The 16,226-nt window shown below is 52.4% G+C and carries 17 protein-coding genes; 6 read left to right on the top strand and 11 right to left on the bottom strand.

Annotated elements, in window-relative coordinates:
- Positions 1 to 5: 5 nt before the first annotated feature.
- Together ACT3RT_RS06315 and ACT3RT_RS06310 are read right to left on the bottom strand one after the other, a co-directional pair.
- Positions 6 to 1,289 (bottom strand): arsenic transporter, encoded by a 1,284-nt coding sequence (locus ACT3RT_RS06315; RefSeq protein WP_496202683.1) that lies wholly within the window; start codon positions 1,287 to 1,289, stop codon positions 6 to 8.
- An 84-nt stretch (positions 1,290 to 1,373) separates the two neighbouring features.
- Entirely contained in the window at positions 1,374 to 1,712 is a 339-nt protein-coding gene (locus tag ACT3RT_RS06310) for a metalloregulator ArsR/SmtB family transcription factor (protein WP_496202682.1), read from the bottom strand.
- A 191-nt stretch (positions 1,713 to 1,903) separates the two neighbouring features.
- Between ACT3RT_RS06310 and ACT3RT_RS06305 the strand changes: the two genes are divergently transcribed.
- A complete protein-coding gene (locus ACT3RT_RS06305) occupies positions 1,904 to 2,356 on the top strand; it encodes an MEKHLA domain-containing protein (RefSeq protein ID WP_034789641.1) in 453 nt (150 codons plus the stop codon).
- Between the two features lie 148 nt (positions 2,357 to 2,504).
- Here the strand turns inward: ACT3RT_RS06305 and ACT3RT_RS06300 are convergent, their stop codons facing one another.
- The 5 genes from ACT3RT_RS06300 to ACT3RT_RS06280 form a co-directional block, all read right to left on the bottom strand.
- Positions 2,505 to 3,194 (bottom strand): DUF1120 domain-containing protein, encoded by a 690-nt coding sequence (locus ACT3RT_RS06300; protein ID WP_496202681.1) that lies wholly within the window; start codon positions 3,192 to 3,194, stop codon positions 2,505 to 2,507.
- A gap of 73 nt (positions 3,195 to 3,267) precedes the next feature.
- A complete protein-coding gene (locus ACT3RT_RS06295; RefSeq protein WP_496202680.1) occupies positions 3,268 to 3,924 on the bottom strand; it encodes a DUF1120 domain-containing protein in 657 nt (218 codons plus the stop codon).
- A 318-nt stretch (positions 3,925 to 4,242) separates the two neighbouring features.
- Positions 4,243 to 4,926 carry a DUF1120 domain-containing protein gene (locus tag ACT3RT_RS06290; RefSeq protein WP_496202679.1) on the bottom strand — a complete coding sequence of 228 codons (684 nt, stop codon included), beginning with the start codon at positions 4,924 to 4,926 and terminating at the stop codon, positions 4,243 to 4,245.
- A 73-nt stretch (positions 4,927 to 4,999) separates the two neighbouring features.
- Complete coding sequence (locus ACT3RT_RS06285) at positions 5,000 to 5,656, bottom strand: DUF1120 domain-containing protein (RefSeq protein WP_353501738.1); 657 nt, start codon at positions 5,654 to 5,656, stop codon at positions 5,000 to 5,002.
- A gap of 163 nt (positions 5,657 to 5,819) precedes the next feature.
- Positions 5,820 to 6,497 carry a DUF1120 domain-containing protein gene (locus ACT3RT_RS06280; RefSeq protein WP_496202678.1) on the bottom strand — a complete coding sequence of 226 codons (678 nt, stop codon included), beginning with the start codon at positions 6,495 to 6,497 and terminating at the stop codon, positions 5,820 to 5,822.
- Positions 6,498 to 7,322: 825 nt separating this feature from the next.
- On the opposite strand from ACT3RT_RS06280, the gene fhuE reads away from it, so the two are divergent.
- Positions 7,323 to 9,425 carry a ferric-rhodotorulic acid/ferric-coprogen receptor FhuE gene (gene fhuE, locus ACT3RT_RS06275; RefSeq protein WP_496202913.1) on the top strand — a complete coding sequence of 701 codons (2,103 nt, stop codon included), beginning with the start codon at positions 7,323 to 7,325 and terminating at the stop codon, positions 9,423 to 9,425.
- A gap of 317 nt (positions 9,426 to 9,742) precedes the next feature.
- On the top strand, positions 9,743 to 10,912 hold the full coding sequence (locus tag ACT3RT_RS06270) for a cupin domain-containing protein (RefSeq protein ID WP_396132543.1): 1,170 nt from the start codon (positions 9,743 to 9,745) through the stop codon (positions 10,910 to 10,912).
- 58 nt (positions 10,913 to 10,970) lie between these two features.
- Here ACT3RT_RS06270 and ACT3RT_RS06265 read toward each other — a convergent pair whose 3' ends face one another.
- Positions 10,971 to 11,891 (bottom strand): LysR family transcriptional regulator, encoded by a 921-nt coding sequence (locus ACT3RT_RS06265; protein WP_485903197.1) that lies wholly within the window; start codon positions 11,889 to 11,891, stop codon positions 10,971 to 10,973.
- A 124-nt stretch (positions 11,892 to 12,015) separates the two neighbouring features.
- Here ACT3RT_RS06265 and ACT3RT_RS06260 point away from each other — a divergent pair, with 124 nt between their 5' ends.
- Entirely contained in the window at positions 12,016 to 12,945 is a 930-nt protein-coding gene (locus ACT3RT_RS06260) for an alpha/beta hydrolase (protein WP_496202677.1), read from the top strand.
- A gap of 36 nt (positions 12,946 to 12,981) precedes the next feature.
- Here ACT3RT_RS06260 and ACT3RT_RS06255 read toward each other — a convergent pair whose 3' ends face one another.
- Complete coding sequence (locus ACT3RT_RS06255) at positions 12,982 to 13,686, bottom strand: DUF2461 domain-containing protein (protein ID WP_353503947.1); 705 nt, start codon at positions 13,684 to 13,686, stop codon at positions 12,982 to 12,984.
- A 221-nt stretch (positions 13,687 to 13,907) separates the two neighbouring features.
- Between ACT3RT_RS06255 and ACT3RT_RS06250 the strand changes: the two genes are divergently transcribed.
- The gene (locus ACT3RT_RS06250; protein ID WP_496202676.1) at positions 13,908 to 14,825 is read left to right on the top strand and encodes a DMT family transporter; all 918 of its coding nucleotides are present in this window, start codon (positions 13,908 to 13,910) and stop codon (positions 14,823 to 14,825) included.
- A 58-nt stretch (positions 14,826 to 14,883) separates the two neighbouring features.
- Here the strand turns inward: ACT3RT_RS06250 and ACT3RT_RS06245 are convergent, their stop codons facing one another.
- Positions 14,884 to 15,267 carry a tautomerase family protein gene (locus ACT3RT_RS06245; RefSeq protein WP_496202675.1) on the bottom strand — a complete coding sequence of 128 codons (384 nt, stop codon included), beginning with the start codon at positions 15,265 to 15,267 and terminating at the stop codon, positions 14,884 to 14,886.
- Between the two features lie 175 nt (positions 15,268 to 15,442).
- Here ACT3RT_RS06245 and ACT3RT_RS06240 point away from each other — a divergent pair, with 175 nt between their 5' ends.
- Positions 15,443 to 16,024, top strand: a complete 582-nt coding sequence (locus tag ACT3RT_RS06240; RefSeq protein WP_185687976.1) for a TetR/AcrR family transcriptional regulator — start codon at positions 15,443 to 15,445, stop codon at positions 16,022 to 16,024.
- 66 nt (positions 16,025 to 16,090) lie between these two features.
- Here the strand turns inward: ACT3RT_RS06240 and ACT3RT_RS06235 are convergent, their stop codons facing one another.
- Positions 16,091 to 16,174 (bottom strand): ash family protein, encoded by an 84-nt coding sequence (locus ACT3RT_RS06235; protein ID WP_353503948.1) that lies wholly within the window; start codon positions 16,172 to 16,174, stop codon positions 16,091 to 16,093.
- Positions 16,175 to 16,226: the final 52 nt, after the last annotated feature.

Raw genomic sequence — 16,226 nt, 5'->3', positions numbered from 1 at the left:
TTTCCTTAGAAAGAGAGGCGTAAGGCCAATGCGGAGAGTGTCACCAGTAATACCGGCAGGGTCATAACGATGCCGACGCGGAAGTAGTATCCCCAGCCGATCTTGATGCCTTTTTGACTCAAAACGTGCAGCCAGAGCAGAGTTGCCAGGCTGCCAATCGGGGTGATTTTCGGCCCTAAATCGCTGCCAATCACGTTGGCGTAAATCATGGCCTGTTTGATCACGCCGCTGGCGGTGCTGGCGTCAATGGACAGCGCGCCGACCAGCACCGTCGGCATGTTATTCATTACCGAAGAGAGCAAGGCGGTGAGGAAACCGGTGCCCAGCGTGGCGGCCCACAGACCGTGTTCGGCAAAGCGATTGAGCAGGGCAGAAAGCATGTCGGTCAGCCCCGCGTTGCGCAGCCCATAGACCACCAGATACATGCCGAGCGAAAACACCACTATCTGCCACGGCGCGCCGCGCAGCACTTTGCCGGTATCAATAATGCGTTGGTGTCTCGCCACCGCCCATAAAAGCAGTGCGCCAACCGCCGCCACGGCGCTGACCGGCACGCCCAGCGGTTCCAGCCCAAAGAAGCCGATTAATAACAGAATGAGCACCAGCCAGCCGGTTTTAAAGGTCAGAGGATCGCTAATAGCCTGATGCGGCTCGCGCAGTTTGCCAAGATCATAATTGGCAGGGATATCGCGGCGAAAGAACAGGTGTAGCATCACCAGCGTGGCGACTATCGAGGCGATATTCACCGGCACCATCACCGCCGCGTACTCGTTAAAGCCGAGTTTGAAGAAGTCGGCGGAGACGATATTCACCAGATTGGAGACAATCAGCGGCAGGCTGGCGGTATCGGCAATAAAGCCCGCCGCCATCACGAAAGCCAGCGTGGCTCCCCGGCTGAAGCCCAGCGCCAGCAGCATGGCAATCACGATGGGGGTTAAGATCAGCGCCGCGCCGTCGTTGGCAAACAGCGCCGCCACTACCGCGCCCAGCAGCAGAATATAGGTGAACAGCCAGCGGCCTTTGCCGCCTCCCCAGCGCGCCACGTGTAGCGCCGCCCACTCAAAGAATCCGGACTCATCCAGCAGCAGGCTGATGATGATCACTGCGATAAACGTCGCGGTGGCGTTCCACACGATATTCCACACCACCGGCACATCGCTGAGATGCACCGCCCCGGACACCAGCGCCAACACCGCGCCGAGCAGGGCGCTCCAGCCGATACCCAAGCCTTTGGGTTGCCAAATCACCAAGAATAGGGTGAATACAAAAATTGCCACCGCCAAAATCATACTGCCTCCATCATGCTTAATATATGAAAATTCATATATGATTAGATAAAACTTTCCCTAATCACTATTAGGGAAAAAAATCAGTTATTCCGCCGGGACGGCGCAGTTCTGCGCGGCGCGCAGGGCAAGCTGGGCAATGTGCTGCTGCTGGCTCATTAGGGCTTGGTCGATTATAGCCGCGGCCCACACCGGGATGTGTGGCGAAAGGCGATAATGTACCCATTTTCCACTGCGCCGATCTTGCAGCAGGCCGCTTTCGCGCAGCATCGCCAGATGGCGGGAGATTTTGGGTTGAGAAAGTTCGAGGGCGGTGGTCAGTTCACATACGCAGAGTTCGCCCGCCTGTTTCAGCAATAAAATAATGGTCAAACGGGTGTCATCTGACATATTTTTAAACAGTTGCAGTGCGGTAAGTGATGACATGCCAATGCCTTTAATTGTAAACAATGTTCGGCAGCATAACGCTGAAAACATATTCAGTAAAGCATATGTGTTGCTGGCCGGTAGGGTTTACATTTATTGGGAACTATTTTGCGTTTTCAGCCACAGAGCCTCATTGAGTTTTATTGCAGGATTAACTCACATTTCGACAGGTTGAATTTCAGGGGGTAAACATGGCGTTGTCCAATGACATAGAAAATCTAAAAAAAATCGATCAGTGCTACAAACAGCTGACGGGGCAGGGATTGTTCTGTCCGGAAGAGGTGGAAGATCGCTACCAGTGGCTGCATAACGAAGCGCCTTACAGCATTCTGGCCCACGGCCGCGGGCCGGACCCGGTGTTCTTCTATGCCAACCAGTGCGCGCTGAACTGCTTCAAATACAGCCCCGAAGAGATGGTGCAACTGCCATCCCGCCTCAGCGCAGGGCCGATGGATCGCGCAGAGCGTCAGGTGCTATTAGACACCGTAACTCGCGACGGTATCGCCAAGAACTATCAGGGGCCGCGAGTGGATAAATTCGGCGAGACGTTCATCATTTATGATGGTGAAGTGTGGCAGTTAGGCTTCAACACGGACGATGTGTGGGGGCAGGCCGCGCTGTTTTGGCCATTTCCCCGCCAGTAATATTGTCAAAGTGGACCCGTTTTTGCGCCAAGGATGAGTTTAAGCCGCGCTGATTAAAGCTTCGTGATGGTTTAGCGGGGCTTTTTTTTATGGCTCATTAAACACGTCACCATCGGGCTTGATGTTAAGCGGATAGCCAATTCTTATTTTATAAATAATCAATAGACAATGTTGCATTGCCGTCGATGTTTTCCACATCGGTAATGCTGGATGCTGCAGATGACAGGCCCACTCGTGTCATGATGTTCATAGATAAACTTGAGATAGCTTTTGGCGATAAAGAGCCTACATCAGAAACTGTTACATAATTTCTATCCCCATCAATGCCTGCAGGCATTATAGCGTGGGGGTGAGCCACATGAACCCAGTTTGATTTATCTTCGCTTCCAAGAACATCATAGGGACCGCTTGCTCTCAAGCTGTCCAAATCCCATCTCGGGTACCAGTTGCCGATATTTTTGCCCGATGAAGTTTTTCCTAGCCCCATTAACGCAAATGGATAATTACCCGATTCCAATACTTCATTCGATATGGAATCAGAACGGTTATCTGTGATAGTAAAGGCGATCTTTGTTGGGCTAGAACATACAATACGGAATACGTTTGTTTTACCCGGGGCTTCAAACATATTTTGTCCAGCGGGCTTTAATTGATCAACGCTGATATTTCCCACGTCGTAAACACCGTTATTAGTTAATGTTGGCGTACAGGCCCCCTGCGTCACCGTGCCTTTAACCTGCAAATTCGCACTCGGGCCAGCTACTGCATTTGACGCCGCCGCCATCAGGCAGGCCAGCGCGGTGACTTTAAAGATATTTTTCATCATTTTGTTTTCCATTTCAGTGATTTCCTTTTTTGTCGTTTCGCTTTGTCGCATATTCAGGGCGCCCACTGGGACGCCCTCGTCCTGCTTACAGATATTCGAAGTTAATGGTCGCGTTGCCGTCCAGGTTTGCCGTTTCGGTAATTCCGGTTAGCGCCGAACTCAGGGCAGGCGTGGCTTTCAGGTCAAAGGTGAACACCGTCGCTTCTTTGGGTGCTGTGGTGCCGGTAGCCGCAAAGGTCAGGTACTGCTGCGCGGTGTTGTTGTTGGCGAAAGTGTCCAGCGTCATTTTGCTCCACGCGGTTTTGTCGCTGCTCATCAACAGGTCACCGGCGGTGCCGTCGCCGTTAATGCTCACAATGCTCAGGCCGTAAGAACCAATTTTGATATCGCCTGACTTGCCCAGGCCAAATGCGCTGGAAGCGGTGGTGGCCTCATTGCTGTGCGCTGGCACGGAGTCTGCGCGGTTATCGACAAAGCTCATGGCCACTTTGGTCGCACCGGTACAGGTCACGGTGGCGGTCACCGATTTGCCGGCCAGCGCCAGCGTGCCGGTAGAGGGTAGTGAGTCGACTGACGTTGCGCCGAAGTCGATGATGCCGCCGTTGGCCAGCACCGGGGTACAGGCACCCGGGGTGATGGTCCCGGTGATGCGCAGGGTGGCGGTCGGACCCGCAAAGGCGGAGGTCGCAGAGGCCAGCAGGGCGGCGATAGCGGTGGCTTTAAACAGTGATTTCATTTCCATTGTGTATTTCTCCATGTATTTTTTACATTATTGAGTTCATTAATCTTTATTGCTCCATGAACCCACTTCAACTGCCGACTTAATAACTTCTGATGCTATTTAGAATGTTTTATTGGCCCAAAAAAAGCCGCAATGCTATTTTATGAGCAGGCGTACAGGTGCATAACCAAGCCTGTGCGTAATAGAAAATAAAAAACGTGAGTTTGTAGGGCAGGTGAACTATTACCATCCGCCAAAACACAAATCATTGGAATCTCAAAAAGAATACGGCGGATGGCGCTGCGATTATCCGCCCTACGCTTGCTTTCTTTTAAGGAATTATAAATAATTAATATTAAAGGTTAAATTGCCATCGATATTCAGAGCTTCCACAACATTCTTTATTTCTGGAGATAAATAAGGTAATACACCAAATTTAAAAGTTGCATTCTGAATAGGTGTTGGCACTACACTACCGGATTCGGCTATAGAAATAGTAAAACTGCTAGCCGCAAGAGTTGTCCATCCACCAGCCGGTACATTAGACCAATTTGACGGCCCTCCTTGATTATAAACTATTGGTTTATTTTCGCCGTCAGCAACAAGCGTGCCATCGGTTTTATAAAATGCAAGTGTATACGCTCCAATTTTCACACCATCAGCTGTTTTACCTAATCCATTATTAACACCCCCCCCTGCTATATTAGGAAATGCTCGTCGATCAGCCGTATCCGCACGGTTATCTATGGTTGAAAGTTGAACTTTAGTTGCAGAGCTGCAATTTATATTTAAATCGAAGCTCTGTCGTGAAAAACCAAAACCTGAGGAAGTTATCTGATTAACTCCAATTTCCCCTAAATCAATACTCCCACCATTACTTAATGTTGGCGTACAGGCCCCCTGCGTCACCGTGCCTTTAACCTGTAAATTCGCACTCGGGCCAGCTACTGCATTTGACGCCGCCGCCATCAGGCAGGCCAGCGCGGTGACTTTAAAGATATTTTTCATCATTTTGTTTTCCATTTCAGTGATTTCCTTTTTTGTCGTTTCGCTTTGCCGCATATTCAGGGCGCCCGCTGGGACGCCCTCATCCTGCTTACAGATATTCGAAGTTAATGGTCGCGTTGCCGTCCAGGTTTGCCGTTTCGGTAATTCCGGTTAGCGCCGAACTCAGGGCAGGCGTCGCTTTAAGGTCGAAAGTGAACACCGTCGCTTCTTTTGGCGTGGTGGTGCCGGTAGCCGCAAAGGTCAGGTACTGCTGCGCGGTATTGTTGTTAGCGAAGGTGTCCAGCGTCATTTTGCTCCACGCGGTTTTGTCGCTGCTCATCAACAGGTCACCGGCGGTGCCGTCGCCGTTGATGCTGACAATGCTCAGGCCATAAGAACCAATTTTGATATCGCCTGACTTGCCCAGACCAAATGCGCTGGAAGCCGTAGTGGCCTCATTGCTGTGCGCTGGCACGGAGTCTGCGCGGTTATCGACAAAGCTCATGGCCACTTTGGTCGCACCGGTACAGGTCACGGTGGCGGTCACCGATTTGCCGGCCAGTGCCAGGGTGCCGGTAGAGGGCAGAGAGTCGACTGACGTTGCGCCGAAGTCGATAATGCCGCCGTTGGCCAGCACCGGGGTACAGGCACCCGGGGTGATGGTGCCGGTTATGCGCAGGGTGGCGGTCGGGCCCGCAAAGGCGGAGGTCGCGGACGCCAGCAGGGCGGCGATAGCGGTGGCTTTAAACAGTGATTTCATTTCCATTGTGTATTTCTCCATGTATTTCTTACATTATTGAGTTCATTTTTTTTAATAACTCGTTCTTAATCACGATATTTATAATTTAAATATCATTTAAAAATTTTCAGCCAAAAACTCGTCGTAACGCTACTTTATAAGCAGACGTACAGGCCGATTGTCAGGCCCTTTATAAATAATCAATAGATAATGTTGCATTGCCGTCAATGTTTTCCACATCGGTAATGCTGGATACTGCAGATGATAGGCCCACCCGTGTAAAGATATTCATAGATAAACTTGTGATAGCTTTTGGCGTTAAAGAGCCTACATCAGAAACCGTTAGATGATCAGGACTCCCCTCCGTGACAGTCATTATAGCGTAGCCGTAATCAAATTTTTCCCAGTTTGATTTATCTTCGCTTTCAAGGACATCATAGGGGCCGCTGGCTCTTAAACTGTTCAAATCCCATTTTGGGTACCACTTACCAATATTTTTGCCCGATGAGGTTTTTCCTAACCCCAACATCATCCCTGGATAATTTTCTGAATCAAATAATTCATTCGATACGGAATCAGAACGGTTATCTGATAAACTCATGGCGACCTTTGTTGGGCTAGAACATACAATTCGGAATACGTTTGTTTTTACCGGGGCTTCAAACATATTTTGTCCAGCGGGCTTTAATTGATCAACGCTGATATTTCCCACGTCGTAAACACCGTTATTAGTTAATGTTGGCGTACAGGCCCCCTGTGTCACCGTGCCTTTAACCTGCACATTGGCACTCGGCCCAGCTACCGCATTTGCAGCCGCCGCCATCAGGCAGGCCAGCGCGGTGACTTTAAGCAGTGATTTCATTTCCATATTGCAAAACTCCCTTTGTTAAACGTCTAAAAATCAGATTATAAGGACGTAATAGACTATGAGGCGCTGTCCTGCTTCCGTGCAATTAATGAAAGCATGTTCGATGTAGATAATATTTTTATTATTTCAGGTTCCTTTTGTTCTAATAATTATCTTATAAGTCGAGAGGGAAGTGAAGACGGGTTTTACTATAAAACTTATTAGGTAAATTGTAATAAGTTGGGGTTTTATATGGGAATTATAATTTTAAGGGTATTTAATCATTTAAAAACATAAGGTTAAAAATGTTATCTCATTAACATAAGCATAACAAACCAAGGGGAGAGAAAGATCTGAAGGCTATAGTAACATAATGTGTGTGGCATTTATGTTCATATTATCGGTATTATTTGTAGAGCTAAGATGAATCCTGCATTAGTATCATCCTTTGAATTATTGAAGATCGTATTTTTTATATCTAATGATTTCATAATCTCCTACCCGCTGTTTGTCTGCAACGGTATGATATTGATGGCGTCAACCAGGGCGGATGCCATCCCCATCCCCATCCCCATCCCCATCCCCAACATTAACGGTTATGGTTCTTGGCATCAAACCCCCTGTAAGATTATGTCTTACATAAGTCTAGGTCTTTTTAAAGCCTGTCGCTAGTGGATATTCAGGTCCTTGTTGGGGTTAGGATTTTTAGTATGTTTAAATGATTTACTGATCAAAACGCAATGCGTATGATTCTCATTCTTTTTATTGTTTGGGGTTTGCGCAGTGAATATAAAAAATACAAAGGTAGGAATAAAGACCTCTGGCGGACGCTTTTCTCTCTCCGTGATGGCGGTTTTTGTGGCTTCATCATACCAAGGGGTGATGGCAGAACAGGTAGCGCCGACGAAGGCGGCGGATGACACTGTGGTGGTTAGCGCCACCGCCCCCGCGCAGGGTGAGGCGGGCATGCAGGATTACAGCGTGCCGGTGACTACCGCAGGCACTAAGATGCTACTGGTGCCGCGCGATATTCCTCAGTCGGTGAGCATTATCAGCAAGCAGCGCATGGCGGACCAAAACCTGCAAACCGTGGGTGACGTGCTCAACAACACCGTCGGCATTACCGCCAGCAACATCGACTCAGACCGTTCGACCTACTACTCTCGCGGCTTCTTCATTAATAACTTCCTGTTTGACGATATCCCAACCACCCTCAGCCCGGTATGGAACTTCGGTGACGGCGGCTCAGATACGGCAATCTATGACCGAATCGAAGTGGTGCGCGGCGCGACTGGCCTGCTGACCGGCGCGGGCAACCCGTCGGCGGCGGTGAATATGGTGCGTAAGCATGCCGACAGCAAAGAGTTCCAAGGCTCGGTCACCGGCAGCTACGGCAGCTGGGATAAGCAGCGTATCGTGGGTGACTTATCCGCGCCACTCACCGAATCAGGCAAGGTGCGCGGCCGTGTGATTGCCGGTTATCAGGACAACGACACTTGGCTGGACCGTTATCACTATCGGAAAAAATTCCTCTACGCCGTGGTGGATGCCGACCTGACGGACTCCACCCAGCTCTCTCTCGGCTACGACTACCAGCAAAATGACACCACCAACCCAACGTGGGGTGGCATTCCGACGTGGTATAGCGACGGCAGCCGCACCCATTTCGACCGCAGCTTTAACGCCGCGCCGGACTGGGCTTATTCCGATATCGAGTCAAAAAAGGTCTTCGCCAACCTGACGCAAAAGTTTGATAACGGCTGGCAGGCGCGCCTCAACGGCACTCATGCTGAAACCGATTTCGATACCAAAATGATGTACGGCTCAGGCTACCCAGATAAGCAGACGGGCGCGGGCGTGATGGGCTACGGCGGCTGGAACATCGGTACCCGTAAAGTGGATTCGGTGGATGCCTTCGCCAACGGGCCGTTCGAGCTGCTGGGGCGTGGGCACCAGCTGATGGTCGGCACCAGCTACAGCCGCCAGCGCAATCAGTATCGCAATACTCAGGCGACGCTGAGTGAAGCCGATATTGGCAATTATAATAACTGGAATGGCCACACTGGCGATCCGCAGTGGAGTGACTGGGCCGATCTTTCCAATGATACTATTCGCCAGAAGTCGGCCTATACCGCCGCGCGCTTCTCGCTGGCTGACCCGCTGTCGCTGATCGTTGGCGCACGTTACACCGACTGGCGCGCCGACGGCACCACGGCCACCAGCTATAAAACCGACGTCACCCCATACGCGGGCGTGGTGTATGACATTGACGATACCTGGTCGGCCTACGCCAGCTACACCTCGATTTTCCAGCCGCAGACCCAGCGCGATAGCAACAAAAACTACCTCGATCCGATTCAAGGCAAAAACTACGAAGCAGGCGTGAAAGGTGACTGGAACAACAGCCGCCTGACGGCGTCCATCGCGGTGTTCCGCATCGAGCAGGATAATCTGGCGCAGGAAGACGGCACTTATATTTCGGGCACCACCGAATCGGCTTATCACGCGGTTAACGGTACGGTGAGTAAAGGCGTGGAGTTTGAGGTCAACGGCGCAATGACAGACAACCTGCAAATGACCTTCGGCGGCTCGCGCTTTGTTGCCAGCGATAACAATGGTAATGCGATTAACTCCGATTTGCCGCGCACCACCCTTAAGCTATTTACCCGCTATCAACTGCCGATGCTGCCGGACCTGAGCGTCGGCGGTGGCGTGAACTGGCAAAACACCACCTTCCAGTATGCTGATGGCCCGCAGGGCAATATGCGCGCCGAGCAGGGGAGTTATGCGCTGGTCAACCTGTTTAGCCGTTATCAGGTAACGCGCCAGATCTCCGTGCAGGCCAACGTCAATAACCTGTTCGACAAAGAGTATTACGACTACCTCTCGTCTTACGCGGTTTATGGCGCGCCGCGCAGTGTCTCCGTTACGCTCGGATATACTTTCTAACCTATTAATATTGAGAATTAATCTCAGTGAGTAAACTAGCGGTATATAATTTAATATATATCGCTAGGTTTTAATTCTCATTCTCATGTTTAGTCTGGTAAATATGAAGGCGGGCTTAGGTGATTGCCTACTTTTTTAATGTGATATAAATCCAAAAAAATAGTTGCCCCCTGAAACTGACAGTTATTATTTGATCGCTATTTATCAACGGTTTAGCGTTGTAACTTTTTAGTCATAAAACAACAAAATGTAATAAACAAAATACCAATAAATAATTAAATTCTGTTTATGCTTTGTATTCTTTAAGGAGAATATAAATGCTTACACGTCGTGATATGTTGAAGATGTCTGCCGCTGGCGCGGCGACAGTCAGCTTGGCCAGTGCCATGATGAATACTGCCTCTGCGGATGAAAACCGTAATATCGTTCCGCCAACCTCTTTTGTACCGAAAAAAGATGCCAAAGGACTTTATAAATATAAATTTTCCGACAGTGAAAAACGCTCTCTGCCCGGTGGCTGGGCGCGGGAAGCGACGGTAAAACAATTCCCTATTTCTGAAGGTATTGCCGGGGTGGATATGACCCTCGAAGCGGGCGCAGTGCGTGAATTGCACTGGCACGCCATTGCCGCTGAATGGGCGTATATGATCTCCGGCAAAGCGCGGATCACTATTATTGACCCGGAAGGCACGTCAGAAGTGGCTGACTTCGGCGAAGGCGATGTATGGTATTTCCCGAAAGGCTACGGCCATTCCATTCAGGCATTGGAAGGCGGCGCGCACTTTATTCTGACTTTCGATAATGGCCATTTCTCCGAATTCGGTACTTTCAGTATTACCGACTGGATTGCCCACATGCCGAAAGAAGTCTTGGCGAAAAGCACTAACATGCCGTCGTCTATTTTCTCTAAAGCCAAGCAGGGCGAGGCCTATATTGTTGCTGGCCGCGTACCGCCGGCACTGCCACTGCCGCACGACAACGGCGGCAGAGATGACTCCAAGCTGAAGCACCACTACCCGTTGTTGAGCGAGCCACCGTTCTTTGAAAGTGAGGACGGCAGCGTTCACATCGTCTCTTCCAAAGAGTTCCCAGTTTCGACCACCATGACCGGCGTGATTGAAATCATGAAGCCGGGCGCGGTGCGCGAACTGCACTGGCACCCGAATGCCAACGAGTGGCAATACTACATTTCAGGCAAGGGCCGCATGACCGTCTTCGGCTCACACGGTCACGCGCAAACCGAAGAGTTTGTCGCCACCGACGTCGGCTATGTGCCACAGGGCTTTGGTCACTATATCGAGAACACCGGTGACGAAGACCTGAAAGTGCTGGTGGTGCTGGATAACGGCATCTATCAGGATATTTCACTGTCCGACTGGCTGGCGAAAACCCCGTCTTACGTGCTGGCGCAGAACTTCGATACCACCGAAGAAGAGTGGAATTCTCGCCCGGCGGAGAAGTTGGTTATCTCCAAAGGCGCGAAATAACCTGCCTGACTTGCCATACCAAACTGCCGCTCCGTGCGGCAGTTTTCTTATACACAGTTTATGAACTCGGAAGATGCCAAGGCACGCCGTCGGCCCAGCGTTCCACCAGTAAATCAATAAATCCGCGAATGCGCGGCGAGAGGTGCTGTTTGCTCGGGTAAAGCAGGCGGATAGGCTCCGGCTCCATGTTGAAGGCCGTCAGCAGCGGCACCAGTCGGCCCGCTTTAATATCTTCAGCAGTCAGATAAGTCGGCAGATTAATAATGCCGAATCCCGCCAGCGCCGACTCGCGCATCGCCTCCGAGCTATCAATATTCAACCTTCCGGGGCAGTCAAAACTGTAAATTCCCTCTGACGTTTTAAACTTCCAGTCGCGGCGACGCATCACGCCCGACAGAAACAGATTGTCGTGGTTGAACAGGTCTTCCGGGCGCTGTGGAATGCCTTTGCGTTGCAGGTACTCCGGCGAGGCGCAGGTCACCACCTGCAGCCAGCCGATGGTGCGCGACAGCAGCCGCGAGTCGTCGCGCTCATCGCCAATGCGAATGGCAATGTCGTAACCTTCCTCAATAATATCGACATAGCGGTCGGAGAAGGAGACATCAGCCTGCAGCTCGGGCCACTGGCGCAGGTATTCGCCGACCAACGGCAAAATGTGGCGCTGACCAAACGACAGCGATGAGGTGAGCTTCAACCTGCCGGTCGGCACCACCCGGCGCAGCGCCATGGTGCTGTCCACTTCCTCCAGATCTTCTAAAATCTGCCGGCAGCGCTCATACATAATCCGGCCTTCGTCGGTTAGGCTCAGGCTACGCGTGGTGCGATTCAACAGCCGCACGCCGAGCCGGGTTTCTAAACGCACGATACTCTTGCCAACGGCCGAACGGGTCAGCCCCAGAGTGACCGCCGCGCGGGTATAACTTCCTGCTCTGACCGCGGCCACAAAGGCGGCGATATCATTGATACTGTTCAGCTCCACGCCATTCTCCCAGCCGCAGTTTGTGGCTAATTGCTTCCCTAAGTGGGGAAACACATTCCCCAATGTTTTCTATAGCATTCCTTTCTGTCGTAAATCAACGCTAATCACATTAAGAGGAAAGATCATGCTGAATCAAAAAACGCAGGCCGCGCTGGCGGAAAGTAACCAGATTTTATCGGCGCTGGGGCCAGTGCTTAGGGGCGACAACTCGGCGTCGGATATCCATCAGGTGCGCGCGGCTTATAATGCTATGCAGGCCAAACAGCCGCACCCCGAGGATGTCAGCCTGACGTCGGTAGATATGGGCGGCGTGCCGGGCTTGCTCATCACGCCGGACGAACTGAAAACCGACGCGGTGGTGATGTATATCCACGGCGGCGGATATCTGGTCGGTTCCCCAGAAGGCTATGTGGGAATTGGTGGCAACTATGCCAAGCTGGTGGGGGCGAGGGTTTATCTGCCGGACTATCGGCTGGCGCCTGAACACCCATTCCCTGCGCCGATTGATGACGTGCTCCGCGCCTATGAATGGCTGCTAGAGCAGGGCATTGAGGGGGAAAGCATCGTGCTGGCCGGGGAGTCAGCGGGCGGCGCGATGGTGGTCAGCGTAATGGTGGCAGCGCGCAACAAGGGGCTGCCATTGCCCGCCGGGGGCGTGGCCATCTCCCCGTGGGCCAACCTTGAGCATACCGGCGCGTCAATGTTCAACCGCGATGGCTATGACCCAGCCTGTAGCCGTGAAAGCCTGAACCTGCTGGCCCGCAGCTTCTTAGGAGACGCTTTGCCAAACCATCCGATGGCGTCGCCGGTTTTTGCCGACGTCACCGAGTTGCCGCCGATCATGATTCAGATTGGTGAAAACAAAGTGATGCTCAGTGACGCCATGCGTCTGGCGACGCACCTTGGCGACCATCGGGTGCGCGTCACGCTGGAAGTGTGGCCGGGCATGTTCCACGCCTGGCATTTTTACGCCACCATTTTGCCGGAAGCGATGCAGGCGATGACCAACTCCGCGCGCTTTATCGAGCAAGTGTTGCAAGACGCCGCGCACTAAATCGCCCGCCTAACCAGTCAGCTTCGCTGGCTGGTTTTACTCATCAAACTGCATCTGATTCTTCTTCATACCTTCAATCTTCATCAGCATATCGTACAGCGGTGCCAGCTTGTGGAAGTCTTGGCTGAGCTGGCTTGCCAGCTTGCCGGAGAACAGCGGCTCCATATCCTGATGATGGCTAATCAGCGCGAAGGACTTTTTGTTGTACCAGGTGGCGATTTCAGCCGGCTGATCCTTCACCAGCGGGCGCTTGTAGCTGTCACCTTCCACCGTGAAATGCGACGGAATGCGGCGCGCCAGCTTGAGGAACTCCTCGGGTTTTTGATTCAACTGCTGGCGGAACAGGTCCATGGTGACGCGCGTCGCGCTGTAGTAGCCCAGCCCGTAGCGCCACCAGTCAGGCCCCAGTTCGAAGAAGTAAGTCGGGGCGTCGGTCCAGTTCTTGCGTGAACGCTTGAACGACAGCCACATATTGCTGCGGTAAATCGACTTATCGTTGGAGAAGCGCGTGTCGCGGTGCATTCTCGACAGGGTTTTACCAATGGACGGACGCACCTCGAACAGTTCGTCAATCACCAGCATGTCTTGGCTCAGGTCAGACACCAGATGGCGAAACGGGCTGAGCAGGTTCTCCTGATAAACCTCGCGATGCTCTTCAAACCACTCTTTATTGTTGTTCTGGCTGAGTTGCAGCAGGAAGGTCAAACCCTGCTGATTGAAACCGGAAAACGCGCCCATGATCGTCCCTCGTGGTTAACTGTCGCCGCCTGTGGGTTTACACAGGCTGTTCATGCACACAGTATTGCCGAAGATGGCGGCGGATTAAAGCAGCAATCAAAAGTGTCTCCCTATTAATTGTGCAAAGTGTGTCTATATTTGTGTCGCGCGGCGTGGAAAATGGTGGCCGGAGCATTTCAATCACCTTTTAAAATTTTAATAAAAATCAGCGGGGCAGTCTGGGAATGGGTAGTCAAACGGCAGGGGTAGAGCATCGCGGCGGGGCCGAGGGCGCAGAGGGAAAACGCGCAACGCAGGGTTGGATTAACGGTTTCTTGGGCATGGTGATTTTTAGCGGATCGCTGCCCGCCACGCGGGTGGCGGTGCTGGAGTTCGACCCGCTATTTTTAACTGCGATTCGCGCCCTGATTGCCGGAGTGCTGGGCGCCGCCATGCTGCTATTGACGGCGCAAAAGCGCCCGCAGAAGCAGGACATTATTCCATTGATTCTGGTGGCACTCGGCGTAGTGATTGGCTTCCCGCTGCTCACCGCGCTGGCCTTGCAACACACTACCTCGGCGCACTCGCTGGTTTATATCGGCCTGCTGCCTCTGGCGACCGCCTGCTTTGGCGTGTTGCGCGGCGGCGAGCGTCCGCGCCCGGCATTTTGGGCTTTTTCAGTGCTGGGAAGCCTGCTGGTGGCGGCTTTCGCCCTCAGCCAAGGCTCGGGCAGTTCGTGGCTGGGTGACCTGTTTATGCTGGCCGCCGTGGTGCTCTGCGGGCTGGGCTATGCCGAAGGTGCTGTCCTGACGCGCAAGCTGGGCGGCTGGCAAGTTATCTGCTGGGCGCTGGTGATTTCTCTGCCGGTAGCTTTGGCGCTGGCGTGGTACGCCGCACCCGCAAGCTGGCCGGTCGCCAGCCCGCAGGCGTGGGCTTCCCTCGGCTATGTATCGATTTTCAGCATGCTGATTGGCTTTATCTTCTGGTATCGCGGCCTGTCGATGGGCGGGATCGCCGCCGTCGGCCAGCTCCAGCTGCTCCAGCCTTTCTTCGGGCTGGCGCTGGCAGGGTGGCTGCTGCAAGAGACCATTCAACCCTCAATGATCGCCGTCATGGCCGGGGTTCTGGCCTGCGTGTTTGGCGCGAAGCGCTTCTCACGTTAAGCCTTTCACACGCCATGACACAGCTGTCGTCATGGCGTTTTCACTATTTCTTCCTCTGTTACTCGGCGTACTGTGCGATGCCGTTGCCGAACGACCAGTTCTCTTTCTTCACTTCAATCAGACTGATAAACACATCGCCTTTCGGGATGCTTAACTGCTGCGCAAGCTGGTCGGCAATGGTCTTATACAGCCCCTTTTTCTGATCGACAGTTCGGCCTTCATTGAGGGTGATTTGAATGATCACCGTCTGGTCCGTGCGCTGAATGCCAAGATATTCCGGGTCATAGACGAAGTGATCCCGCGCGTGCTCGTTCAAGATTTGGAAGTTGTCCTTGTCCGGCACATTAATGGCGGTGCGCATCGCCTGATAGATTATCTTGCCAATTTTCCCGATATAGCTGCTATCGGAGTTTTTGATGATATCAACGCGTACGATCGGCATGGTCAGTCTCCAGTTTTATAGGGAAGAGTTAAGTGCTCTACTGCTTAAAAAATAAATTACGACTATAATTTATTTTTGGCAAGGGATATTTAATCCGCCATCAGCCGTAGAGCAATGGCCTAAATTGTAATATGATACATATCATCTATTGCCAAGTTTAGCAGGAGTCTGTCCTATGCCACGGGTATCTAAAGCCGAAACCGAGCGCAACCGCGCCCTGATCGAGGAAGTCTCCTCAAAGCTGTTTCGCGAGCAGGGGCTGAAAGTCAGCGTTGCCGACGTGATGTCCGCCGCCGGGCTGACCCACGGCGGCTTTTACGGCCATTTCAAATCCAAAGATGAGCTGATCGCCATTGCCTGTGCCAACGCTTTCGACACGGCGGTACACAACTGGCAAGAAGAAGCGGCGTCCGGCGAGACGTTAGCCGAAAAACAAAAAGCGCTGGTGGAGCACTATCTCTCATCTTCCAATATCAAGAACATGGGCGACGGCTGCCCGCTGGCTTCGCTGGCGAGCGACGTGGCGCGGGAAGATGAAGATAAGCCGGTGCGCGAGGCGTTTCATCAGGGCACTGAGAAGCTAGTGGAGATCTTTGCCGCCGGGGAGAGCAACCACGCGAAGGCGCTGGCGGCGGTATCGACCATGGTCGGCGCGCTGATCCTGGCCCGTGCTAACAGCGGCTACTCGGTGGCGGATGATTTTATCTCGGTGGCGAAAGCGCAGCTGTTGGCGGAGATTAAAAACGCCGAGTCCTAGAATTTAGCTTCCGCCTAAGCTGCGAAACTTTTTGGTGGTAGCCCAGACAGGGTTCGCAGTACCGGCCTACAAGGATACCGGCCAACCCGAAGGTTGCCCTGCCTGAGCCACCATAGATATTGTCGCAACATGGCGTGTTGCGAGAACAATAGCCGAACAAAAGCATTAACACTCAGTGTTATACCACTAAGTGATCCTCATA

This window comes from Ewingella sp. AOP9-I1-14, from assembly GCF_052375995.1.
In the GTDB taxonomy this organism is placed as follows: domain Bacteria; phylum Pseudomonadota; class Gammaproteobacteria; order Enterobacterales; family Enterobacteriaceae; genus Ewingella; species Ewingella allii.
This window is presented reverse-complemented; position numbering and strand designations above follow the sequence as displayed.

Coding starts and splice junctions, on each gene's coding strand:
- ACT3RT_RS06315 (WP_496202683.1), bottom strand. CDS start 1,289: ATGATTTTGGCGGTGGCAATTTTTGTATTCACCCTATTCTTGGTGATT.
- ACT3RT_RS06310 (WP_496202682.1), bottom strand. CDS start 1,712: ATGTCATCACTTACCGCACTGCAACTGTTTAAAAATATGTCAGATGAC.
- ACT3RT_RS06305 (WP_034789641.1), top strand. CDS start 1,904: ATGGCGTTGTCCAATGACATAGAAAATCTAAAAAAAATCGATCAGTGC.
- ACT3RT_RS06300 (WP_496202681.1), bottom strand. CDS start 3,194: ATGGAAAACAAAATGATGAAAAATATCTTTAAAGTCACCGCGCTGGCC.
- ACT3RT_RS06295 (WP_496202680.1), bottom strand. CDS start 3,924: ATGGAAATGAAATCACTGTTTAAAGCCACCGCTATCGCCGCCCTGCTG.
- ACT3RT_RS06290 (WP_496202679.1), bottom strand. CDS start 4,926: ATGGAAAACAAAATGATGAAAAATATCTTTAAAGTCACCGCGCTGGCC.
- ACT3RT_RS06285 (WP_353501738.1), bottom strand. CDS start 5,656: ATGGAAATGAAATCACTGTTTAAAGCCACCGCTATCGCCGCCCTGCTG.
- ACT3RT_RS06280 (WP_496202678.1), bottom strand. CDS start 6,497: ATGGAAATGAAATCACTGCTTAAAGTCACCGCGCTGGCCTGCCTGATG.
- fhuE (WP_496202913.1), top strand. CDS start 7,323: ATGGCGGTTTTTGTGGCTTCATCATACCAAGGGGTGATGGCAGAACAG.
- ACT3RT_RS06270 (WP_396132543.1), top strand. CDS start 9,743: ATGCTTACACGTCGTGATATGTTGAAGATGTCTGCCGCTGGCGCGGCG.
- ACT3RT_RS06260 (WP_496202677.1), top strand. CDS start 12,016: ATGCTGAATCAAAAAACGCAGGCCGCGCTGGCGGAAAGTAACCAGATT.
- ACT3RT_RS06250 (WP_496202676.1), top strand. CDS start 13,908: ATGGGTAGTCAAACGGCAGGGGTAGAGCATCGCGGCGGGGCCGAGGGC.
- ACT3RT_RS06245 (WP_496202675.1), bottom strand. CDS start 15,267: ATGCCGATCGTACGCGTTGATATCATCAAAAACTCCGATAGCAGCTAT.
- ACT3RT_RS06240 (WP_185687976.1), top strand. CDS start 15,443: ATGCCACGGGTATCTAAAGCCGAAACCGAGCGCAACCGCGCCCTGATC.